We start from the raw sequence: 23,164 nt of genomic DNA, 5'->3' as shown, positions 1-23,164 counted from the left end.
CCATGCTGCTCGCGGCCGATGTCGGTAACACCAATGTGGTCTTCGCCCTCTTCGATGGGCGGACCATCAAGGCGCGCTGGCGCATCGCCACCGATCCGCGGCGCACCGGCGACGAATATGCCGTCTGGCTGCTCCAGCTCGCGAAGCTTCAGGGCTTCGACAAGAGCGATATCGAGCAGGTCATAATCGGATCGGTCGTCCCCCGGGCGATCCACAACCTCACCGTCCTGTCCGAGAAATATCTCGGCATCACGCCGCTCGTCGCAGGACAGGGCCACGCCAGCTGGGGCTTCGAGCTGGATATCGAGCAGCCGAGTTCGCTCGGCGCCGATCGCGCGCTCAACACGCTGGCAGCGCATGAGAAATACGAAGGCGACCTGATCGTGATCGATTTCGGCACCGCAACCACCTTCGATGCAGTCGACTTCACCGGTGCATACAAGGGCGGTATCATCGCGCCCGGCATCAATCTGTCGCTGGACGCACTGGTCGGCAATACAGCCAAACTGCCGCGCATCGCAATCGAAAAGCCGAAGAGCGATAGCGTGATCGGCCGCAATACCGAGGACCAGATGCTGATCGGCGTATTCTGGGGCTACGTCTCGCTTATCGAAGGATTGATCTCGCGCATGAAAAAGGAAGTGGGGCGTCCGGTCAGGGTGGTCGCCACCGGCGGGCTCGCCATCCTGTTCGATGAACATACCGACCTGTTCGACGTGGTCGATGCGGACCTCACCCTCGAAGGGCTGGCCCTGCTGGCGGAGCGGGCAGCATGAAAAAAGACTTCACCCCGGAAGACGAACTCCTCTTCCTCGCCCTCGGCGGGTCGGGCGAGATCGGCATGAATGTCAATCTCTATGGCTGTCAGGGTCGCTGGCTGATGGTCGATCTGGGCATGACCTTTTCCGGCGACCAGTATCCCGGTGTGGACCTCGTTTTCGCCGATCTCGAATTTATCGAGGATCGCGTGGAGCAACTCGAAGCCATTGTGATCACTCATGCCCATGAGGACCATATCGGCGCAGTCCCCTACTTCGCAGCAGATCTCGGCGTGCCCATTTATGCCACGCCTTTCACGGCTGAACTGGTGCGGCGCAAGCTGCAGGAAGCGGGCATCGAGAACGACATCGAACTCAACATCATCGAGGACGATCACGGCAGTTTCGCGGTGGGGCCTTTCGAGGTCACTTACATTCCGCTCGCCCATTCGATCGCGGAGGGCAACGCGCTGTTGATCGAGACCCCGCACGGCCGCATTTTTCACACCGGCGACTGGAAGCTGGACGAGGATCCGATCATCGGCCAGCCGACCACCGAAGAAGAGCTTACCGAGATCGGCGACGAAGGCGTGCTGGCACTGGTGTGCGACAGCACCAACGTCTTCAATCCTGCACCAAGTGGGTCCGAAGGAGCGGTCTACAAGGGTTTGCTCGAAGAGGTTCAACGTCACAGCGGCAAGCGTGTGCTGGTGACGACCTTTGCCAGCAATGTCGCACGGCTGCAGACCCTAGGCGATGTCGCGCGCGAGACCGGCCGGCAGGTCTGCGTGGCCGGACGCTCGCTCGACCGGATCATCGAGGTGTCCCAGGCGAATGGCTATCTCACCGATTTCCCCGATCCGGTCGATTTCGACACGGCGATGGGCCTGCCGCGTGGTGACTTGCTGATCCTCGCGACCGGAGGGCAGGGCGAACCACGCGCAGCGCTGGCCCGGATTGCCGACGAAAACCATCCGCTCGAACTGGTACGCGGCGATGTGGTGCTGTTCTCGAGCCGTCAGATTCCGGGCAACGAGATCAGCATCGGCGCGGTGCAGAACAAGCTGGCTGCGCGCGGGATTACGATGGTGACGGACCGCCAGAGCATGATCCACGTGTCAGGCCATCCCGGACGCCCCGAGCTCGAGGCTCTGTATGGCTGGATCCGCCCGGAGGTCCTCGTGCCGGTCCACGGCGAGATGCGGCACATGCAGGAGCAGGCGCGGCTCGGCGCGGCCAACGCCATTCCCTCGAACGTCGTGCAGCAGAACGGTGATATTGTCCGCCTCGCACCCGGCGCTCCGGGTAAGATTGCCGAGGTTAGGGCAGGGCGCCTCGTGCTTGATGGCGACATCATCGCGCCCGCGGATGGCGAGGCGATTACGATGCGCCGCCGGCTCATGCGCGAGGGCGTAGTGGTCGTCGCACTTGACGGCGACCTCAATCCGCGGCTCGATAGCCTCGGCCTGCCGCTCGACGAGGACTACCCCGATTTCGTCGAGGAGGCGCGGGCCGACATCGTGGCGGCGATCCGCAAGCTGAAGGGTGATGCACGTAAGGACCCGGCGCTGGTGCACGAAGCGGCTAGGCTTTCCGCCCGACGTGCCGCACAGCGCTGGTCCGGCAAGCGCCCGCAAGTGCGCGTCATTCTGCCGAACCTGTGAGGTCGACCGATGCAGTGGACCAGCATTCTCGCGATCTATTTCCTCTTCCTTGTGTTCAGCGCTTTCGTGTTGCTGCCTTTCGGCGTCCGCACACATGACGAGGCTGGGGTCGAGAAGGTGCAAGGGCAGGCCGATAGCGCCCCGGTCGAATTCCGTCCGGGGCGACTCATGGTGCGCGCAGTCGTACTCGCTGCCATTCTGACGACGCTCTACGTCGCGAATTACGTCAATGGCTGGATCGGGCCCGAAGACCTGATTTTCTGGGGGCCGTCCGCCGGTTGATCATTGCCTCAGGCGTTCGAGTGCCTGCGCCAGCACCACATAGAGCTTGCCCATATCGCTCGACAGCAATGTGACGCTGACGGCGTGTCCGTCGCGGGTGCTGAGCATCGTCCGCAGCATCGCCTCGAAGTCGTGTATGTAGCGACTGACGTGTTCGCGGAAATCGTGGTCCGCGTCATAGAGCTCGGCGATCTCCCGCGCTTCGGTGTTGTCCAGCAGACGCACGGCGCGGCGGGTAAATATGCCCCGGTCGCCGCGCAAATAGCTGGCCCACGACGTGTCTGTCACCTCGGTCGATAGAGCCTTGGCAATGTCGATGGCGTTGGAATTCAGGCTTTCGGTAATCAGCGCGACGCGGCGGGAGAAATCGTTGTCGACGTCCTCGGTCGCGCGTTCGCGGGCGTGCGCGATGCGGCTCTCCAGATTGCCGGTCAGTTCGTTCACTTTCGCGAGCTGATCGCGCAGTTGCCGCGTAACTTCGCGACCCGCCTCGGAAGATCGTGTCGTCGCCTCTTCGAGCTTCGCCAGCGTCTCGTCGGTGTGATCGGCGAGCGCCCTCTCGATCGATTCGGCGCTCTTCTCGCCGACTTTCGCTGCAATCTGGTCGATCCGGTCGGCCTGCTCGCTCTCGATTGCCGCAAGGGCGGAGCGCGCGCTGGTTTGGAGCGCTTCGATCGCCTCGCGCAGTTCTTCCTGCGCTTTCGTTGCCACGGCCTCGTTTTCTGAGCCGAGCGCGGCCACACTTGCGCGGAGTCGTTCGATGCTGCCGACTTGGGCTGCAGTGGTCTCCCCAAAATCGGCCTGGAAGCGGTCGATCTCTGCCATGGCGCCGCGCGCTTGGTTCCCGGCGGTATCCATGCTTGTGCTGGCCTGCTCGCCGGCCTGCCGGGCCTGGTCGAGCAGCGAGTGGACTTCGCGGGCGCGGGCCTCGATGGCCGCGAGGCGCTCTTCGCTCGCCGTCATCGCATTGGGCAGGTCGTTGCGGCTTTGGTGGGCGCTTGCCTGAATGAGTTCGAGCAGGCGCACGCTCGCATCAGTGAGCGCAGCGACGGCCATGTCCGTTCCGTCGAGCGCTTCGCGGCTTTCCACAAGCTTCGTGTTGAGGGCATCGACACCCTTGGCAACGCTGCCGCTGGCTTCCTGTCCCTGCCGGTGGACGGCATCGAACACTTCTCCGAGACGGCCGATCTTCTCCGCCAGCGCATCGCCCTCGCGAGCTAGCGTGTCGGCCTGCTCGAGCTGAGCGGCGCGCTTGGTAGCCAGCGCGTCGTCGAGCGCTTCGAGCCGCTCGTGCATGGTTGCCAGAGCCGCTTCTTCGGCTGCGTCGAAGTTCGCCTGGCGCCTTGCGGTTTGTTCGTCGAACAGCCGGTTGCGTTCGGTAATACGAGCGTCGACGGCTTCTGCTTCGGCAAACAGCGCCTTCAGCTTCTCATTCGCGGAATCGATCGCGGACTGGTCGATCGCCTTGATCTCCTCGACGGTCCGCTCGAGCCGTTCGCGCATGGCGTCGATCTGGTTGCCCCAGCTCGCCAAGGCCGTTGCTTCGCCTTGGCGCACCTCGGCAGCGATCGTCGCGGCTTCATCGCGCAGGCTGTCGAGCTGGACCCGCAAATGCGCGACAGCGGCCTCATGCTCCGCCGACGTTTGTTGCCCGGTTTCGGCAAGCTCTGCGCGCAGGGTTTCGGCCCGACCGCGCATGGCGGCGAGGGCATCGACTTCGCGCCCGTCCAGTTCGCCCCGGAAAGCCTCGCTCTCCTCGCGGAGAATTGCGAAACGCTGCTCTGCGATGGTGCCGAGCTGCTCGGTCTGCGCTTCGAATGCCACAAGCGCTTCGTCCACGCGCTCTCGCAGAGAAGCGACTTGCCGCTCGCTCGCGGTGCCGAATTCGTTGAGTCGGCGAAAGCCCGCAACCAGCTCGTCCAGCTGGGATTTCGCCGTCCGCCCGGCTCCGCCGATCTGGTTGGACACATCCTTGGCCGAGTTGGCGATGACCGGGAGGTTGTCCCGCAGCTTGTCCATGTTCTCGAGTGCCGTGTCGCTGACGCGGGCGATTGCATCCACTTGCTCGCCATTGTCGTGGATGAGGCCTTGAAGGCGGTCGGCATGTTCGGAAATCCGCTCGCTTGCCGAGCGACCGAGATATTCCAGGTCGCGGGTCTGCGAGCCGAGAAATTCGCGCGCGAGGCTGAGTTCTCGGTTCACCACGGCCAGCTTGGCCTCAAGCCTCGCCGATTCCTCCGACAGCGACCGTGCAACTTCGCCGAACCGCCGCGCCTCGCGCCGGGAGTTGCGGACGGCCAGCATCCACAGGCTTACCACGAGCAGGACCGGAATCGCCCAACTCGTGATCCATCCGGTCCATTGTTGCGGCGTACCGCCCGCAAGCATTTCGCTCCGGTTCGCCCATATGAAAAAGCCTGTCCATGCGACGATGACAGTGAGGGCAAGAGCCGGCGCAACCCATCGGCGACGGAGTGAGGGGTCATCGTCTTCGGCGACGAATTCCTCGTACTCTTCCACATCCGCGTCGTAGGATTCCTCGAATTCGTCCGAGCTTTCATCGACAGGGTGCTGGGAACCCTCGATTTCAATTTCATCAACCGATGTCTCGTCGGAGACAGCCTTGATCATGGAGCGCTTCCTCATAGGGCAGAATCTACCACGTTTCGATTATGCTTAAACCCACTTTAACTCATCCCTGCCTAGGTTTAGGCGCGATGGCCTATCATTCGTCAGATTTCGAAGCCGCTATCGGTGCAGCTGCCGGTGCCGACGAGGCGCTGCAGGCCGAGCTGAAAGCTGCTTTCGCGCAAAGCGTGGCACGGCAGGCCGATCTGCTGGGCAGGGCACGGTGCGACGGCAACTGGCGAGTCGCTGCCGAACGCCTCGGGGGACTGGCTGCCAGCTTTCATGCGCACGAATTGGCGGCGATGGCCCGAGAAGCATTGGAGGGCGCACCGGGCGACCCGGGAATAGTCGTCCGCATTCGTAACTTCAGCGAAGAACTTGCTTTCCGGGACTGAGGGAAATCCACCGACTGGGGTGGCTTAGCAGTCCGGGCAAACCTAGAGTGCCGACGCAGCAGCCCAACCGGAGAGCGTTTTGCGCGTCGCCCTTCTTTCCACGCTCGATGATGCCGTCACCCCGGCACCGGTGCGCGCGGCCTATCGCAATTTCGCGGGCGCACGCGTCATCGACCGGCAAATCGATCTCGCGCTGGCGGCCGGTTGCGAAACGATTGCATGCCTTGTCGAAGGGATTGGCCGCGAGGTCGCGGAGGCACAGCGCCGTGCCGAACAATCCGGCGTCCGCTTCGTCGCCATGCAGAACCCGCGGGCCCTCTCGGGTCTTGTGACTGCAGCCGACGAGTTGTTCGTGCTTGCTCCCGGCGTCCTGCCTTCCGATGCTGCTGTGCTCCGCAATGTAGCTCGCCCGGCGGTGCTGGCCTTTCCAGCCGAAGACGCCGTGCCGAGGGGCTACGAGAGGATAGATCTCGAGTTTGCGTGGTCGGGCGCCTTGCTCGCGCCGGGTTCGGTGGTCGAACGTCTCGCCGAGCTGCCGCCTGATAGCGACGTGGTTGCCAGCCTGCTGCGGCTGTCGCTGCAATCGGGGGTCAAGGTCCTACCTCTGGAAAAGCGGCTGATCGAGGACGGTCAGTGGCATACTGATCCCAGCATCGAAGACCTGGCCGAAAGGGAAGAACGCTGGATCAAGACCCATGCATCGCCAGCACCCTACACGGCCCCCGGACTTGCGGTCGCGGAGCGGGTCGGCGCCCGGCTTGCGCGCGACACATTGGGCAAAAAGGGCGCGAGACTTCCAGCGCTGGGCGCAGCGGTTAGCGGGATCGGCGCTCTGGCACTCGCGGCTCTCGGCATGCCGGTACCCGCACTGGCGCTCGGTACGGTCATGGCCATGCTCGGCGCGGCGGGAGAGACGGTGGAGCGCATCGCGCGGGCGGGGCAATTCGGCGCGCGAAGATCGGCGCTGGCGAAAGCGCTCGACTGGTCGACTGATCCGGTGCTGGCGATCCTCATCGCGGCCGCCTCTCCCGAAGATACCGGTTGGCTGAGACTGTTCGTTCCGGCGGTGCTGTTCGGTCTCTTGCGACTAGGTGCCCGCCTGCGGGACGACAATTGGGGCGAGACCTACCGCGACCGGATCGCAATCAGCGCATTGTTGGTTCCGTGCGCGTTTCTAGGGATTACCCAGCCGGTCACTGCGATCATGGCTTTGCTGGTGCTCATTTCGCTCTTCCTTGTGCCTTACCGTGGCGACTAACGTCGACTTAACCATGTCCATGATAGCGCGAAGGCATGAAGATGGAGATTCCGGTGCCTGACGCTGCCCAAGCGGACCAAGCGAGAGAATTGCGCGATTCCTTGGCGGGTGGGAACGCCGTGCTTGCACGGGTTACGCCCATCCTGGAGCATTTGCTGTCGACCCCGGACCATTCGCTATTCAGCGACGAGATCGTCGCGCGGATTCGCGGCATGTGCCACGATCTTGCCTGGCAGATCCTGCGCGCCCAGGCGGAGGCGACCGGGGAAGCAGGTCGCGAAGCCTTTGCCGACAAGCATGGCGAAGCGCTGGCGCAGCATTTGTTCACCAGCCCGCGCATCCTCTCGCATTGCCATGCGCTCGCGCTCGAGTGGCAATTGGCGGCGCGGATGGAAGCGCAATACGGCATCGATCCGGTGCTTTCCCCGCTCTTGCAGACCCTGATTGCTTCGCCCGACAGCGGTCAGGCCAGCGCGGCGATGGGGGCTTTGGCGTCGCAGGCGCGCTTCGCTCAGTCGCAGCGGCGCATGGAGCTTTCACTTGCCGAACTGCCTGGAGACCTGTTCCACGAACTACTGCTGGGGTGGCGCAACTTCGGGGGCGATCGCCGGTCCGATGCCATGATCCGCGCCGAAGCGAAGCTGCGCAACGCCTATGACGAGAGTTCGGCCCGCCTGTCGCTGCTCGCTCGGCTCGTGGCGGGGCTTGGAGACGAAGTTACGAAGGCGCTCGACGTGGAACAGGCCGGTGTCGCGCTATTCATTACAGCACTGGCGGCGCGGTCGCACCAGTCGCGCAACCTCGCTGTGCTTGCTACGAATGAGCGGCAGGTCGCGCGGCTCGCGCTGGCGCTGCGCGGCTGCGGTCTCGACGCTGCTGAAGCAAATACCCAGCTTCTGCGGCTACACCCACAAAGCAGCCCGCAAGGCGGGCTCGATGCGATCACGCCGGCCGAGGCAAAGAAATGGCTTGCCGAAGCCGGTGCCATGGGGATCGTCTGACCATGACCAGCGTCGGCACAAGCTATATCGCATCCGCAAAAGCCGATAGCGAAGGGCGGCTCGTGGAAGCCGGCGAACCGCTAGCGAGCTTGCAGGAAGCCTGCGGCGGGCAGATCGGAGGCCCGATCGCCATCCCTGAACTGCAGGCGCTGGTCGATAAGGCTAACGCCTATGGTCTCCGGCTCGCGCGACAATTCACCGCCATCGACGGCGACAACAGCATCACCGCCTGGGTGGAAATCACTCCCAAGTTCGATGACGACGGGAATATTTCGCAGAGCGCGATCGATGTCGTGAGCTGGCACAGCGAGGAACTGCCGCCGGAAAACGAACTCGACGCAGCCCGTCGCCGGATCGAGATAAACCGCCATCTCGCGGACTGTACCGTGCGGCTAAGCCCATCGCAGGGCATACTGTCGGTAGAGACCGAGGCGCCCGACCTTGCGGGGTTCGTAGAAGCTGCTCGCGCAGGGATTGGCCGACCCTGGACCGATTTCGTCCATTTGCCAGGCAGCACCCACGAGCAGCCGCTCCACTGGCGCTTGCTCGATGGTTCGCGCTGCGAAATCGACGGGTCCAAGCGCGCATGGACGGCGCATCTGGAACCGCTCGGAAAGGGCGAGCCGGGTAGTGCAGGCTTTGCCCTCTACCTGACTGCTGACACGCCTGCTTCGGGCGTAGAGGCTGCGGAAAATGGTGCCGGTATCGAAGGCGCATCCTTCGGGCGCGACCTTACGCCGGTCCTCCGGCAGCCGATCAATCGGATTATTGCCAATGCCGAGACGATCCGGACGAAGCTCGCCGGGCCGATTGCCGATGAATACAGTTCCTATGCGGCCGATATCGCTACCGCGGCCCAGCATCTCTTGGCACTGATCGACGACCTCTCAGATCTCGAGGTCGTCGAATCAGACCAGTTCGTTACCGCGCCGGACCGTATCGAGCTTGCCGACGTCGCGCGGCGGGCCTGCGGCATTCTCGGCGTTCGTGCGCAGGAGAAAGGCATCACACTCGTACCTCCTGTGGAAGGCGAGAGCCAATTGGCCATCGCCGAATTCCGGCGTGTGTTGCAGATCCTGCTCAACCTCGTCGGTAACGCGATCCGCTATGCGCCTGAGGACAGCCAGGTCTGGATCCGTCTCGACCGGATCGGCAGCCGCGCGCTCATCACTGTGGCAGACCAAGGTCACGGCCTCGACGAGGAGCAGCAGGCAAGGGTGTTCGAGAAATTCGAGCGGCTCGGGCGGAGCGGCGATGGCGGCTCCGGCCTCGGCCTCTACATTTCACGCCGGATCGCGCGGGCGATGGACGGCGATCTCACGGTCGAAAGCGCGCCGGGGCAGGGCGCGCGCTTCACCCTTTCGGTTCCGGCCGCCGACGAGATGCGAGCGGAGAAGCGGGACGGACCGGGCCGCGACATCCCGCAAGACGACACGGACGACTGATACGAAAAAGGGGCGCCGCAGCGCCCCTTGATCTGTCGGTGCGGAAGCCGGGCTTACCGCTTGTCGATCGGCACGTATTCGCGCTCGGTCGGGCCAGTGTAGAGCTGGCGCGGGCGACCGATGACCTGGCCGGGATCGGAGATCATCTCGTTCCACTGCGCCACCCAGCCGACGGTGCGGGCGAGGGCGAAGAGCGCGGTGAACATCGTGGTCGGGAAACCGATCGAATTCAGGATGATGCCCGAGTAGAAGTCGACGTTCGGGAAGAGCTTCTTTTCCTTGAAGTAATCGTCGTTCAGCGCGAGTTCCTCGAGGCGCAGGGCCGTTTCGAACACCGGATCGCTGACATTAAGTGCCTCGAACACTTCGCGGAGCGTCTTTTGCATCACCGTCGCGCGCGGGTCGTAGTTCTTGTACACGCGGTGGCCGAAGCCCATCAGGCGGAACGGGTCGTTCTTGTCCTTCGCACGCTCGATATAATGCGGGATCTTGTCGGGCGAGCCGATCTCCTGAAGCATGTTCAGCGCGGCTTCGTTGGCGCCGCCATGCGCAGGCCCCCAAAGGCAGGCGATACCCGCTGCGATGCAGGCGAACGGGTTCGCGCCTGACGAACCGGCAAGACGCACGGTCGAGGTCGAAGCGTTCTGCTCGTGATCGGCATGGAGGATGAAAATCCGGTCCATTGCCTTCTCGATCGCCGGGTGAATTTCATACTCCTCGGCCGGAACGCCGAAAGTCATGCGCAGGAAGTTGCCGGTGTAGCTCAGGTTGTTGTCCGGCTGCATGAAAGGCTGGCCGATGGCATACTTGTAGGCCCAGGCCGCGATCGTCGGCATTTTGGCTATAAGGCGGTGGCTGCTGATCTTGCGATGCTCGGGATCGGAAATGTCGGTGCTGTCGTGATAGAACGCCGAGAGGGCACCCACCACGCCGCACATGATCGCCATCGGGTGCGCGTCGCGGCGGAAGCCCTGGTAGAACTGGCGCAGCTGGTCGTGCAGCATGGTGTGGCGGGTGATGGTATAGTCGAAATCGTCCAGCTCTTCCTTGCCCGGAAGTTCGCCGTTCAGGAGCAGGTAGGCGACTTCCATGAAGCTGGAATGTTCGGCCAGCTGGCCGATGGGATAACCGCGGTGCAGCAGGACGCCTTCTTCACCATCGATATAGGTCAGCGCGCTTTCGCAGCTGGCGGTGGACTTGTAGCCGGGATCGTAAGTGAACTTGCCGGTGCCACCGTACAGCTTGCGGATGTCGATGACATCGGGGCCGACGCTGCCCTGAAGTACGGGGAATTCCTGGGTCTGGTCGCCCAGATCGAGAGTTGCCTTGTTGTCGGCCACGCGTGTCTCCTCAACGGTTTCCGTCTGGCCCCGGGGCGTCGGCGGCTTGCGCATCGATCCGCGCGAGCGCTTCTTCCTTGCCCAGAAGGACCAGCACATCGAAAATGCCGGGGGACGTGGTCGTCCCCGTCAATGCTGCGCGCATGGGCTGCGCGAGCTTGCCGAGACCCAGTTCGAGCTGCTCGGCATACGATTTCGTAGTGGCTTCGAGAGCCTCGATTGTCCAGTCATTTTGCACATGCAGCATTTTCGACAGGCCAGCGAGCCGCTGGCGCGCTTCGTCATCAAGCAGGCCGGCCGCCTTTTCGGTCATGCCGAGAGGCCGTGTGGCGAAAAGAAATTGCGATCCTTCAACGAGTTCGTTGACAGACTTGGCGCGCGTTTTAAGGACCGGCATTGCCTGCTCGAGCAAGTCGACATCTGAGTCATCGCCCAGCTTCTCGGCCACGATGCGGGCCAGTCGCGCATCATCGGCCTCGCGGATGTAGTGCCCGTTCAGGTTTTGCAGCTTCTTGATGTCGAACCGGGCCGGGCCCTTGCCAACTCCATCGAGGTCGAACAGCTCGATCGCTTCCTCGCGGCTGATCTCCTCACGGTCGCCGTGACCCCAGCCGAGGCGCAGCAGATAGTTGAACAGCGCTTCCGGCAGCACGCCTTCTTCGTCGCGATAACCTTCGACACCGACGGCGCCGTGGCGCTTCGACATTTTCGCGCCGTCCGGACCGTGGATCAGCGGCACGTGAGCATAGACCGGATCGGGCCAGCCGCCTTCGATCGCGTCCATTGCGCGGATCACGGGGAGCTGGCGGAAGGCGTTGTTGAGGTGATCGTCGCCGCGGATAACGTGAGTGACACCCATATCGTGATCGTCGACGACCACCGCGAGCATGTAGGTCGGCGTACCGTCGGCGCGGAGCAGGACGTAATCGTCGATCTCGGCGTTCTTCACGGTCACCGGACCCTGGACGGCATCTTCGATGGTCGTCTCGCCCTCGGTCGGCACTTTAAGGCGGATAACGAAGGGCGCCCCTTCGGGAGCCTCGCTCTCGTCGCGGTCGCGCCAGCGACGGTCGTAGCGCATCGGTTGCTTGGCTGCGCGCTGGTCGGCACGCATCTGCTCTAGTTCCTCGGGCGTGGCGTAGCATTTGTAAGCATGGCCGGCTGCGAGGAGCTGGTGCGCCACTTCGGCATGGCGTTCGGCGCGGTCGGACTGGAACAGCGGCGCATCGTCGAAATCGAGGCCTAGCCAGTCGAGCCCCTCGATGATCTTGTCGATCGCGTCCTGCGTACTGCGCTTGCGGTCCGTATCCTCGATCCGCAGGAGCGTGCGGCCGCCGTGGTGCCGGGCGAATAGCCAGTTGAACAGTGCCGTGCGGGCCCCGCCGATATGCAGGTATCCTGTGGGCGAAGGGGCAAAGCGGGTTACGACCTGTCCCTCGGGCGTTCCACTATCGCTTGCCATTGGCTCTCGCTTCCTTTCAAACACTTGCATGGCGACGCGCGGGACGCCTTCGGTACCGATGGGGGGGACGGACGGAGGATCCGTGCAGGCTGTGCCGCGCCCTTGGCGCATGCGCGGCCTGATGTCCAGAATTGCGGATCGCTGCGAGACGGGTTTGGCGAGTGCCGGATTCGACCGCGGACCGTGGCTGGCAGTTGCCTTCGGCGGCGGGATCGGCCTGTGGTTTCTGCTCGATACGCCATGGCAATGGTCTGCGGCGATCGCTGGACTGGTGCTGGTCGCCCTCGCAGCACTCGCCGCGTGGCGCGATCGTGACGAGCGCGCCTACCTCCTCGCCGCGACTGTCGCCACGTCGCTCGTCCTCGCGGCAGGGATCGGGCTGGTCTGGGCAAGATCGGAATTGATCGGGGCAGAACCGATCGAACGACCGGCATTCGAGCGGCTCGACGCCCGCATTCTCGAGCGCGAGGACCAACCCGCACGTGACCGCATCCGCCTCGTACTGGCGGCTCGCGATGCCGGGGACGGAATCGCCAAGGCCTATCGCGTCAATGTGCCGCTGGATCAAGCGGATAGCGGGCTGCGGGAGGGCGTACGCGTCGGGCTGTCCGCGCGCCTCATGCCGCCTTCGCCGCCAATCGTACCGGGTGCCTACGACTTCGCGCGACGGGCCTGGTTCGATGGCTATGCAGCCACCGGCAGCGTTGTGGGGGATATCGAAATTGTAGAAGAGGCCGGCGGGGGCGGCGGCGAAGGCTGGATTGCGCAGGTTCAGCGGCACCTCTCGGCGCATGTTCGCGACCGTCTCGACGGCGCTCCCGGCGCGATCGCGGCGACTCTCGCCAGCGGCGATCGCGGGGCGATTTCCGAAGCGGACGAGGTGGCCATGCGCGATTCTGGTCTCACGCATTTGCTGTCGATCAGCGGTCTCCACGTGAGCGCGATCATCGCCGCGACCTATCTGATTGCGCTCAAGTTGCTGGCCCTGTGGCAATGGCTTGCGCTGCGGGTCCGTTTGCCGATTGTCGCCGCGGCAATCGCTGCGCTTGCCGGGATCGGCTACACGCTTTTGACCGGGGCTCAGGTGCCGACGGTGCGTAGTTGCATCGGCGCACTTCTGGTCCTGACGGCTCTGGCGCTTGGGCGCGAGCCGCTCTCTTTGCGCCTAGTCGCAGTGGCGGCAATTTCGGTGCTATTCCTGTGGCCGGAGTCGTTGGTCGGGCCGAGCTTCCAGATGAGCTTTGCCGCCGTGCTAGCCATCGTCGCGCTGCATAATGCGAAGCCGTTTCGCGAATTCCTTGCGCCACGAGAAGAAAGCGGCCTGCGCCGTTTCGGCCGCCGGGCGTTGATGCTGTTCCTGACCGGCTTTGTCATCGAGCTCGCACTTATGCCGATCGTCCTCTTCCATTTCCACCGGGCGGGGATTTACGGGGCGGTCGCAAATCTGTTCGCGATCCCGCTGGTGACCTTCGTCTCCATGCCGCTGGTGGCACTGGCGCTGGCGATGGACGTAGTCGGGCTGGGGGCGCCGGCTTGGTGGCTGGTCGGCAAATCGCTCGATGTGCTGCTGTGGATCGCGCACCTCGTTTCGGCTCAGCCGGGTGCCGTGAAGCTCGCGCCCAAGATGCCGATGGCGGCGATGGCGATATTTGTCCTTGGCGCGCTCTGGTTAGCCTTGTGGCATGGAAGAAAACGGCTTTGGGGCGTGATTCCCGTCGCCGTCGCTTCCTTATGGATGTGGGCGACACCCGCCCCGGACATCGTGATAACGCGTGACGGGCGTGATGTTGGTATAGCGAGCGCTGACGGTCGGCTGCTTGTTTTGCGGGACAGCGAGGGCAGCTACGCCCAGCAAAACCTGCGCGAAATCGCAGCGCTCGACGGGGAGCCCGTACCTTTAGCCGAATGGTCGGGCGCTCGGTGCAGCCGGGATTTTTGTAGCTTACGTATCGATAGGGATGGTCGAGAATGGGACGTGCTGATTGCGCGAAGCCGCGAACTTATCGAGGAGCGAGCGCTTGCCGCCGCCTGCGACAGGTCCGACATCGTCATCGCTGATCGCTTCCTGCCGCTCTCATGCAAGCCACGTTGGCTCAAGGCCGATCGCCGGTTTCTCGAGCGGGAAGGGGGTACCGCCATTTACCTTGCCGAAGAGCGTATCGATACCGTCGCCGAAGGGCAGGGCGAGCACGGTTGGTTCCGCCCTCTCGTCCGGCGGAACGCGGGCTCCCAATAAAAACAACCTCTGAAAGAAGAGGGGGCGCAGCCGACGCCGCGCCCCTCTCCCAAACCAAACCTATCTCGTCGAGCGTCAATGGTAGCGCCGTAGCAAACCGGCAAGCTTGCCTTGAACCTTCACTCGATGGGATTCATAAACCTGCGGTTCGTAGGCCCCATTCGCAGGATCGAGGCGGATTCGCCCGCCATCGCGGCGCAGATATTTCAGCGTAGCTTCTTCGTCATCGACAAGCGCCACGACGATCTCCCCGTCGCGAGCGGTATCGGACCGTCGCACGAGTGCGAAGTCGCCATCGAAGATTCCTGCCTCGACCATCGAGTCGCCCGACACTTCGAGCGCGTAATGCTCGCCGGGCCCAAGCAGCGCGGCAGGAACAGGCATGCTCGCCTGGCCCTCGATCGCTTCGATCGGCGCGCCAGCCGCGATTCGGCCATGGAGCGGCACGTCGATGATGTCGTTCGCCGGTTCCGGGGCGACGGGTTTCGCCGTTACCGTAGCCGCCGTGGTCGCGCCGGTATCGTTCGCAGGCTTGGCCTGGCCGGAGCCTGTCACCGCATCTTCGGGCAGTTTGACGACCTCGAGCGCGCGCGCCCGGTTGGGCAGGCGACGGATGAAACCACGTTCTTCGAGAGCGGAAATCAGGCGATGCACGCCGGATTTGCTCTTGAGGTCGAGCGCTTCCTTCATTTCTTCGAAACTGGGTGAAATGCCGGTCTCCTCCAGCCGTTGCTGGATGAAGCGGATCAATTCGTGCTGCTTGGCTGTCAGCATATCTGCGCAACTCCCGTGCCGCCTGTTCACAACCCTGTGAACGAATGTGGAACAATTAGGCAACGGATATCAGCAAGTCAAGCAATTCAGCCGTTTCGGACCTTTCTTGTGGAGAACAGGCGTTCGCGATACGTGCCGGAGCTGAGTCAGCCTTGGAGCAGGGTACGCGTCGCAGCGACGACATCGGCCTGCCGCATCAGACTTTCGCCGACGAGGAAGCTACGGACGCCGCCGCGCGCGAGGCGCTGGCAATCGGCATGCGTCGCAATGCCGCTCTCTCCGACAATAAGGGCGTGCTCAGGGGCGAGGGCTGCGAGCCGCTCGGTGGTCGCTAGTTCGGTGGTAAAGGTCCGCAGATCCCGATTGTTGACACCGATGAGCCGCGATTGAAGCGCTTGCGCGCGTTCCAGCTCGTGTTCGTCATGGACTTCGACTAACACGTCCATCCCGCGCTCAATCGCGGCCGCTTCGATCTCGCCCATCACGCCGTCGTCCAGCGCGGCAACGATGATGAGTATCGCATCAGCGCCGAGCGCGCGGGCTTCAGCGACCTGCCAGGGGTCGACCATGAAGTCCTTGCGCAGGACCGGCAGATCGCAAGCCTCGCGCGCTTCGACCAGATAGTCTTCGTGGCCTTGGAAGTACGGGGCATCGGTCAGGACGGAGAGACAGGCCGCACCGCCCCTGGCGTAGTCACGAGCGTGCTGCTCGGGGCGAAAATCCTCTCGGATCAGACCCTTGGATGGTGAAGCTTTCTTGATTTCGGCGATCAGGCCGAAGCCATTTTGCTGCGCGCATTCCAGTGCGGAGCGAAAGCCACGCGGCGGCGTTTGGCCCGTGGCTCGCACATCGAGCGAATCGAGCGAATGCTTCTGCATACGCTCGGCCACCTCGCCACGCTTGGTTTCGCAGATCTCGACCAGCTTGTTCATTGCGCGATCGCGATCCAGTCCGCCAGCAGTTGCCGGGCAGCGCCGCTATCGATTGCGTCGCCAGCCATTTCGGCACCAACCGTCCAGTCCTCGGTTTTGCCTGCCACGATCAGCGTCGCGGCGGCGTTGAACAGCACGGCGTCGCGATAGGGTCCGGGCGCCCCGAGCAAGAGCGCTTCCAGTGCCTTCGCATTGTGCGACGGATCGCCTCCGCGGATCGCCTCGACCGGTGCGTGGGGCAGGTTCGCCTGTACGGGATTTACCCGCCGCATCTCGAAATCGTTGCCGGTCACATCGGCCAGCTCGTTTCCACCCGCAAGGCTAAGCTCGTCCAGCCCCTCGTCGCCAGAAGCGATAAAGGTACGCTCGGTGCCGAGCTTGGCTTTTGCCGCTGCGTAGATCGGCACATAGGCCGGGCGCGCAATCCCGATCAGCTGGCGTTTCACGCCTGCCGGGTTGGACAGCGGCCCCATCAGGTTGAATATCGTGCGAACGCCGAGCTGTTGGCGGATCGGCTGCATCCGCCCCATTGCTGGATGATGGTTCTTTGCGAAGAGGAAGCAAATTCCTAGTTCGGCCAGCGACTTCTCGGCGGTTCTTCCTGCCGCTTCCATGTCCAGCCCGAGCGCTTCGAGCGTGTCTGCCGCGCCCGACTTGCTGCTCGCCGCCCGATTGCCGTGCTTGGCCACAGGGACGCCGCACGCCGCGACCAAGAGGCTCACTGCCGTCGAGACGTTAAGCGTGTGGTGCCCATCGCCGCCCGTGCCGCAACAATCGACCGTTCCTTCAGGCGCATCGATCGGGATCAGTCGCGCCCGCAGGGCCCGTGCCGCGCCCGCGATCTCATCGGATGTTTCGCTGCGGGTGGATATTTCGCGTAGGAACCGCGCGATTTCCTCGTCGCTCGTCTCGCCGTCCAGTATCCAGCCGAAGACCTCCTCGGCCTCCTGCTCGGCCAGATGCTGCTCTGCTGTGGGGAGCGTCTTCATGCCGGCACCTTTGCCTTGATGCCGCACAGCGAGAGGAAATTCGCAAGCAACGCATGGCCATGCTCTGTCGCGATGCTTTCGGGATGAAATTGGACGCCGTGGATAGGCAAGTCGCTATGACGGAACCCCATCACGCTGCTGCCATCGAGGCCGGGCGTCGTGCTGGTGCCGTTGACCGCGAGGCACTCGGGAATGTCCTCCACAATCAGCGAGTGATAGCGGGTCGCGATGAAGGGTGACGGCAGTCCGGCAAATACGCCGGTGGCGTCATGTTCCACCGGTGACGTCTTGCCATGCATCAGCCCGCCGCGAACGACCTTGCCACCAAAGTGCTGGCCGATCGCCTGATGGCCAAGGCAGACGCCGAGCAGCGGCTTACACGCATCCGCGCATGCCGCCACGAGGTCGAGACTAACGCCGGCCTCGTTCGGTGTGCAGGGACCGGGTGAGATCAGGAAGCCCGCCGCGCCGCTGTTCATCGCCTGGCCCGCCGAGATGGCGTCATTGCGCACCACCTCCACCTCGGCGCCCATTTCCATCAGGTAATGGACGAGGTTGAAGGTGAAGCTGTCGTAATTGTCGATGACGAGGATGGAGCGGCTGTCGGTCATTGCGGATCGCTCAATGGCGGCACGGCTTCGGGCTTTCAAGCAAGTTAAGCTGCCCGCAATGTCACACCTGCTTGCGAGCCAGCTTGTCGGTCGCCCGCACGAGGCCATCTATGATGCCCGGTTCCGCTGCGGAGTGTCCCGCGTCATCGACGATCCACAGCTCGGCTTCGGGCCACGCCTTTTTCAGCGCCCAAGCGGATGTTGGCGGTGTACAGATGTCGTGGCGGCCCTGAACGATGATGCCCGGTATGCCTGCCAGCGCACTGACGTTCTTCAACAATTGCGCTTCATCCAGAAAGAAGTCCTCGAGGAAGAATTTCGCACAAATCCGGGCGAAAGGCACCGCCTTGGCCGGATCGGCGAAGGTGTCCAGCAGGGCAGGGTCTGGCAACAGCGTGGCAACGTTGCCTTCCCACAGCGACCATTCGCGCGCGGCAGTGCGGCGTGTTTCCTCATTATCGCTGGTCAGGCGCTTGTAATAGGCTTTCACCAGATCGCCACGCTCATCTTCGGGGATGAGGCCGGTAAACTGGTCCCACTGCTCGGCCATGATCTCGCTGGCTCCATAGGTGTAGAGCCAGTCTTTCTCGGTTTGGCGCGCGAGGAATACGCCGCGCAGCACCAGTTCGCTCGTGCGGTCGGGATGGGTCTCGGCGTAGGCGAGGGCGAGCGTCACGCCCCAGCTACCGCCGAAGACCTGCCACTTGTCATGCCCGCACATCTCGCGCAGCCGCTCGACATCGGCGACGATGCGCCAGGTATCGTTATGCTCGATCTCGGCGAAAGGCAGCGACTTGCCGCATCCGCGCTGGTCAAACAGCAGGATGTCGTAGAGCTCGGGATCCCACTGGCGCCGGTGATCGGGCGACATGCCGCCGCCCGGGCCGCCATGCAGGAAAACCGCAGGTTTCGCGCCGGGCGTGCCGACCCGTTCGTAATAGAGTGAATGACCCTCGCCGACATCCAGCATCCCGGTTTCGTAGGGTTCGATCTCCGGATAGAGGCGACGGCGCTGTTCGGTCATTCGCTGTCCTTCTTTTCGACGACCACGATCGGGCCGATCGGCGCGCCGGTATCGAGGCGGTCGGTCGCCGGGTTCCACAATTGCGAGACGTTCCCGTCGAGGAACAGAGCATTGGGCGTCTTTAATTCATCGCGATAGAAGCGCGCGAGCTTGCCGAAGGAAATCGGCGCGTTCGAAATCACGAAATGGGCCCGGCCCTGCCCATCGACGCCGACTGCGTTGCGGATCAGCCTCGAAGGTCCGTCCGGCGTTATTTCGGGATGCAGCTTGCCGTCGATGACCAGCATCGGCCCGGACTGTGTGCCGAACTCCGGCCGCTCGGTCACATTAGCCAGGAAATCTTCGGTCGTGCGGACGTGCCATTCGCCCGCCGTGCCGTAGAACACGCCGTTGGGCTTGAGGTGGAAATTGCCTTCGCCCTCGGCGGTGTTGAGAGTCTTGAGTCGCTCCGAGCCTTCAACGAAGTAACCGATCGGCTCGCCCTCGTCGTCATACATGCCGGCGTTCATCGCAAAGGCGACACCGTTCTCGCCGCGTTGGCGCGAGAACGCTGTCAAGCTGCGATAGGGCGCTTCGCCCGACGGCCCCAGATCCATGCCGATGCGGTGGCGGACGGGATTGGCGAGGCAGTGGGTAAGAGGTGTGTCCTCGAAGATGATGGACCGACAGGCGCTTTCCACCGAGCTTGCGACGGTCGCCGTCTCGCTCGGCTCGGCTGATGGCGAAGGCGATGGCGCCTGCCCGTCGATCCTGGCACGCGCGACGGGTTCGCCGGCAGGTTGTTGCTCGCAGGCTACGAGGCTGCCGAGAACGAGAAGGGCAATTGCAACTCTCACTGGCCGTATCCCGTTTCGTTTGCGAGCTGCACCGCGTCCTTTGCCGCGGCGAGCAGGGCGCCGGCCTTGGTTTCGCATTCGCGCTGCTCATAGGCTGGATCGCTGTCCGCCACGATGCCCGCCCCGGCCTGCACATGCATGATCCCATCCTTCACCACGGCGGTGCGCAGGACAATGCAGCTGTCGACCGATCCGTCCGGCGCGAAATAGCCGACGCCGCCCGCATAGGGGCCGCGCGTTGCAGGTTCCAGCTCGGCGATAATCTCGCAGGCGCGCACCTTGGGTGCACCGCTGACGGTGCCTGCCGGGAACCCGGCAAACAGCGCATCGAGCGCGTCCTTGCCCTCGGTTAGGCGCCCGACGACGTTGCTGACGATATGCATGACGTGGCTGTACCGTTCGACCGTAAAACTCTCCGTGACCTCGACGCTGCCGGCGTCCGCCACGCGTCCTGCGTCGTTGCGCCCGAGATCGAGCAACATCAAGTGTTCTGCGCGCTCCTTCGGGTCGGCCAGAAGCGATTTCTCGGCGAGCCGATCCGCCTCCTGGGTTGCGCCGCGCGGCCGAGTACCCGCGATCGGTCGGATCGTAACCTTGCCTTCGCGCACTCGCACGAGAATTTCGGGGCTGGAGCCGACTACGGCGAAGCCGGGAAGATCGAGGAAGTAGAGGAAGGGCGACGGGTTGATGCGCCGGAGCGACCGATAGAGCGCCATGGGCGGCAGCTCGAAAGGCGACGTAAAGCGCTGCGAGAGAACGACCTGGAATATGTCGCCAGCCGCGATGTAGTCTTTCGCGCGCAAGACCATTGCCTGGTAATCGTCGGCATCGATAGTCGAGGAGAGCTGCGGTTCGACATGGTCGGGATACCGGTCGGCAGACTGTGACAGCGGCAGGGAGAGCTTCCGAAGAGCTTCGTCGATCCGCTCCTGCGCCAAATCTAGCGATCCGTCCGGCCAGACCGGCGCAATACAAAACAACGTGTCGCTGAGCCGGTCGAAGACAAGGATCACCGTGGGGCGGACGAAGAGCATGTCCGGCAAATCGACTTCGCTCTCCGGAGCACGCGGGAGCTTCTCGACCAGGCCGATTGTCTCGTAACCGAAATAGCCGACTAGGCACGCGAGGGCGGGCGGAAGCGCTGCCGGCGTCGCACATTGGCAGTCTTTAGTCAGCCTGCGCAGCGCATCCAGCGCGCCGCCTTCGCACGGAACGAAAGCGTCGCCATCCGTCTGCCAATCGCGGTTGATTTCCGCCTCGTCACCACGCGCCCGGAATACCAAATCTGGCGCGATACCGATCAGGCTGTAGCGCCCGCGTGTCTCGCCACCCTCGACCGACTCGAGTACGAAATCGCCGCGCCCTTCCTCGAACAGCTTGAGCGCCGCGCTGACCGGCGTTTCGGTATCGGCTACGATGCTGCGCCAGACCAGCGCGGGACGACCCTCGCCCAGCTCGGTACGTGCTTGGTCGAGGCCTTCGAGAACGGTGAACAAGGGCGTCTCAGTTCGTGCCAAGCAGCTGGCGACGAACAGCTTCGATCGCGTCTTCGTTCCGCTCTACGCCGAGCTCTTCGCGCATCGCAAGCCGCAGCTGATCGGCATACTCCTCGCCGATCACTGGGCCGAGCTGGGACTTTGCCTGTGCGATCATCGGATCGTCCTCGGCGATATCGTCCATGCTGATATCTTCCAGGTTGACGATGAAGAATCCGATCTTCTGCGCAGCTTCGAGCTTTTTGGTGGTGCCTTCGGCCATGCTGAAAAGCAGGGCGAGCGGCGGCGGAATGCGGCGTTCGCGCTGGGCGGCAAGTTGCTCGCGCGTCAGATCGACGCTTTCGGGTGCCGGCAGGTTCGTCTCTTCCTCCGCGACGGCGGCGGCAAGCGATGCGCCCCCACGCACGCGCTTCGTCACCCGGTCGGCAGCGGCCTGGGCGCGCTTCAGGCCTTCCGAAATGCGCCAGTTTGCCTCGACGCGATCCTTGATCTCGGCAAGGGGGGCCTTGGCCGATGCTGTGATCTGGGCCACCTCGTAAACGAGGTAGGTCTGCCCGCCTTCAAGAGGAGCAATTTCGGGCTCTTCCTCGTCCATCTGGAAAATGGTCTGCAGCGCGGGCGCCAGCACGTCGGGAAGAGTTTCCTGCGTCTGGTAGATGCGGCCATTGGCAATAGCGGGTCGCGTGGTCGTCAGCTCGAGATCGAGCTCCTCGCTCACCTCGCGCAAGGTTGCACCATCGGCCAGCTGGTCGTCGATTTCATTGGCGAGGTCGGCGAGCCCCTGGACACGCTTTTCTTCGCGCACGGCCGCGGCGACTTCTTCGCGGACTTGGGCGAGTGTCCGTGCGGCTCGGGTTTCAACGTTATCAATGCGTGCGATGTGCCAGCCGAGCGGACTGCGCGCCGGCTGCGTGATGGAGCCTTCTCCCGCCGAGAAATACGCCGCGGCGACGGCTTCGGAGGCCTGCGAGGTCAGCGCCTCGCGATCTAGGCCCGTCAACGGCGTCGCTCGCAGCCCCGCTTCGCGCGCCACGGCATCGAAGCTTGCACCCCCTGCAATGCGCTCGCGCAAGGAATTGGCGGCCGCCTGTGTCGGCACGATGAGCTGGGTAACATCACGCGTTTCGCTTGCTGCATATTGCTCGCGATCGGCTTCGTAACGCTCTGCGATTTCCGCCTCGGTCGGCTCGACCCGGTCGCCCAGTGCGCTGCTGTCGAACGTCGCGAAACGCACGACGCGACGTTCGGGACGAATGAAATCGGCGCTGTTGGACTCGTAATAAGCCCTCAGCGTTGCGTCCGAGGGATCGCCGGTTGGCGCAAAACTCGCAGACGGGAGCAGGGCGATCGTACCCTGCCGACGCTCTTTAAGAAGCTGGGCGTATCGATAGGCTAGCTTGTCCGGCACGGTCGCGCCGAAGGTCGCCGGAACAAAAAGCTGCTGAGACAGGAGGCCCGTGCCGAAATCCTCACGCGCCTGCGCGTCGGAAATTTGCGCCTGCGCCAGTGCCTGACGATAGACGTCTTCGCTGAAGTTCCCGTCAGCTCCGCGGAATGCCGGGAGCATGCGGATTTCGCTGTTCACCAGATTGTCGCCCGCCCGGATACCGTATTTCTCCGCATAGGCACGAATTGCGAAGCGATCGATCAGGGCATCGAGCGAGCGTTCCAGGCCATTTTGCGCGAGAAAACCTTCCATCGACAGTGTCGGGTTTTCCTGCCTGGCGCGATCGAGGCCGTTGTTCGCAGCCTGCACCAGATCGGCGGTCCCGATCTTCTCGCTGCCGACCACAGCCACTCGGTCGCCGCCTGCCACGCCGCCGAAGGTGCCAGTGCTCGAGACGTCCGCGCTGGCAAAGGCGAGCGCGATCAGTCCGAGAAAGGCGAGTGCGAAGGCAAGGCCGATCTTGGTCTTGAAGATATTGCGAAAGAAAGTGAGCATGAGTGCGGGCGGTCCCGAATAGACGTAGATCGATGGCTTCCGCAGCGAGCGGTCGCCCTTGGCGGCAGCCTTTATCCCCCCTGCGACCTCG

At 63.6% G+C, this 23,164-nt stretch carries 19 protein-coding genes; 8 read left to right on the top strand and 11 right to left on the bottom strand.

Going from position 1 to position 23,164, the window contains the following annotated elements; translation table 11 throughout:
• Nucleotides 1-2 precede the first annotated feature (2 nt).
• The 3 genes from ACSH0F_RS06365 to ACSH0F_RS06355 are packed head-to-tail and all read left to right on the top strand — an operon-like array spanning nt 3 to nt 2,704.
• Entirely contained in the window at nt 3-776 is a 774-nt protein-coding gene (locus tag ACSH0F_RS06365; protein WP_435201038.1) for a type III pantothenate kinase, read from the top strand.
• Nucleotides 773-2,422 carry a ribonuclease J gene (locus tag ACSH0F_RS06360; protein WP_435201036.1) on the top strand — a complete coding sequence of 550 codons (1,650 nt, stop codon included), beginning with the start codon at nt 773-775 and terminating at the stop codon, nt 2,420-2,422. The genes ACSH0F_RS06365 and ACSH0F_RS06360 overlap by 4 nt, the downstream gene beginning before the upstream one ends.
• 9 nt (nt 2,423-2,431) lie before the next feature.
• Complete coding sequence (locus ACSH0F_RS06355) at nt 2,432-2,704, top strand: DUF1467 family protein (protein ID WP_435201034.1); 273 nt, start codon at nt 2,432-2,434, stop codon at nt 2,702-2,704.
• On the opposite strand, the gene ACSH0F_RS06350 is transcribed toward ACSH0F_RS06355, so the two are convergent.
• A complete protein-coding gene (locus ACSH0F_RS06350; protein ID WP_435201032.1) occupies nt 2,705-5,335 on the bottom strand; it encodes an ATPase in 2,631 nt (876 codons plus the stop codon).
• An 86-nt stretch (nt 5,336-5,421) separates the two neighbouring features.
• Between ACSH0F_RS06350 and ACSH0F_RS06345 the strand changes: the two genes are divergently transcribed.
• From ACSH0F_RS06345 to ACSH0F_RS06330, 4 genes are all read left to right on the top strand, one after another.
• Nucleotides 5,422-5,727 carry an Hpt domain-containing protein gene (locus ACSH0F_RS06345; RefSeq protein WP_435201030.1) on the top strand — a complete coding sequence of 102 codons (306 nt, stop codon included), beginning with the start codon at nt 5,422-5,424 and terminating at the stop codon, nt 5,725-5,727.
• A gap of 79 nt (nt 5,728-5,806) precedes the next feature.
• Nucleotides 5,807-6,985 (top strand): hypothetical protein, encoded by a 1,179-nt coding sequence (locus ACSH0F_RS06340; RefSeq protein WP_435201028.1) that lies wholly within the window; start codon nt 5,807-5,809, stop codon nt 6,983-6,985.
• Between the two features lie 35 nt (nt 6,986-7,020).
• The gene (locus ACSH0F_RS06335) at nt 7,021-7,986 is read left to right on the top strand and encodes a hypothetical protein (protein WP_435201026.1); all 966 of its coding nucleotides are present in this window, start codon (nt 7,021-7,023) and stop codon (nt 7,984-7,986) included.
• Nucleotides 7,987-7,988: 2 nt separating this feature from the next.
• Nucleotides 7,989-9,431: a sensor histidine kinase gene (locus ACSH0F_RS06330; protein WP_435201024.1), complete on the top strand. Its 1,443-nt coding sequence runs from the start codon at nt 7,989-7,991 to the stop codon at nt 9,429-9,431.
• Nucleotides 9,432-9,484: 53 nt separating this feature from the next.
• Here ACSH0F_RS06330 and ACSH0F_RS06325 read toward each other — a convergent pair whose 3' ends face one another.
• Together ACSH0F_RS06325 and gltX are read right to left on the bottom strand one after the other, a co-directional pair.
• Nucleotides 9,485-10,771: a citrate synthase gene (locus tag ACSH0F_RS06325; RefSeq protein WP_435201022.1), complete on the bottom strand. Its 1,287-nt coding sequence runs from the start codon at nt 10,769-10,771 to the stop codon at nt 9,485-9,487.
• Nucleotides 10,772-10,781: 10 nt separating this feature from the next.
• The gene (gene gltX / locus ACSH0F_RS06320) at nt 10,782-12,233 is read right to left on the bottom strand and encodes a glutamate--tRNA ligase (protein ID WP_435201020.1); all 1,452 of its coding nucleotides are present in this window, start codon (nt 12,231-12,233) and stop codon (nt 10,782-10,784) included.
• 121 nt (nt 12,234-12,354) lie between these two features.
• On the opposite strand from gltX, the gene ACSH0F_RS06315 reads away from it, so the two are divergent.
• Nucleotides 12,355-14,469 (top strand): ComEC/Rec2 family competence protein, encoded by a 2,115-nt coding sequence (locus tag ACSH0F_RS06315; protein WP_435201018.1) that lies wholly within the window; start codon nt 12,355-12,357, stop codon nt 14,467-14,469.
• 75 nt (nt 14,470-14,544) lie between these two features.
• Here ACSH0F_RS06315 and lexA read toward each other — a convergent pair whose 3' ends face one another.
• The 8 genes from lexA to ACSH0F_RS06275 form a co-directional block, all read right to left on the bottom strand.
• Nucleotides 14,545-15,243, bottom strand: a complete 699-nt coding sequence (gene lexA, locus ACSH0F_RS06310) for a transcriptional repressor LexA (protein ID WP_435201016.1) — start codon at nt 15,241-15,243, stop codon at nt 14,545-14,547.
• A gap of 146 nt (nt 15,244-15,389) precedes the next feature.
• Nucleotides 15,390-16,175, bottom strand: coding sequence for an indole-3-glycerol phosphate synthase TrpC (gene trpC, locus ACSH0F_RS06305; RefSeq protein ID WP_435201014.1), 786 nt, complete (start codon nt 16,173-16,175; stop codon nt 15,390-15,392).
• Nucleotides 16,172-17,164 (bottom strand): anthranilate phosphoribosyltransferase, encoded by a 993-nt coding sequence (gene trpD, locus ACSH0F_RS06300; RefSeq protein ID WP_435201012.1) that lies wholly within the window; start codon nt 17,162-17,164, stop codon nt 16,172-16,174. Before trpD ends, trpC begins: the two co-directional genes overlap by 4 nt.
• A complete protein-coding gene (locus ACSH0F_RS06295) occupies nt 17,161-17,775 on the bottom strand; it encodes an anthranilate synthase component II (protein ID WP_435201010.1) in 615 nt (204 codons plus the stop codon). Before ACSH0F_RS06295 ends, trpD begins: the two co-directional genes overlap by 4 nt.
• Nucleotides 17,776-17,836: 61 nt before the next feature.
• Nucleotides 17,837-18,799 carry a prolyl aminopeptidase gene (pip, locus tag ACSH0F_RS06290; RefSeq protein ID WP_435201008.1) on the bottom strand — a complete coding sequence of 321 codons (963 nt, stop codon included), beginning with the start codon at nt 18,797-18,799 and terminating at the stop codon, nt 17,837-17,839.
• Entirely contained in the window at nt 18,796-19,635 is an 840-nt protein-coding gene (locus ACSH0F_RS06285) for a phosphodiester glycosidase family protein (RefSeq protein ID WP_435201006.1), read from the bottom strand. The genes pip and ACSH0F_RS06285 overlap by 4 nt, the downstream gene beginning before the upstream one ends.
• Nucleotides 19,632-21,131, bottom strand: a complete 1,500-nt coding sequence (trpE, locus tag ACSH0F_RS06280) for an anthranilate synthase component I (RefSeq protein WP_435202172.1) — start codon at nt 21,129-21,131, stop codon at nt 19,632-19,634. Before trpE ends, ACSH0F_RS06285 begins: the two co-directional genes overlap by 4 nt.
• A 7-nt stretch (nt 21,132-21,138) precedes the next feature.
• Nucleotides 21,139-23,073: a peptidyl-prolyl cis-trans isomerase gene (locus ACSH0F_RS06275; protein ID WP_435201004.1), complete on the bottom strand. Its 1,935-nt coding sequence runs from the start codon at nt 23,071-23,073 to the stop codon at nt 21,139-21,141.
• Between the last annotated feature and the right edge of the window lie 91 nt (nt 23,074-23,164).

The organism is Qipengyuania sp. 902 (assembly GCF_051195295.1).
Taxonomy (GTDB): Bacteria; Pseudomonadota; Alphaproteobacteria; order Sphingomonadales; family Sphingomonadaceae; genus Qipengyuania.
Note: the sequence above shows the minus strand (reverse complement) of the source record. Positions and strands in the feature narration are given on the sequence as shown.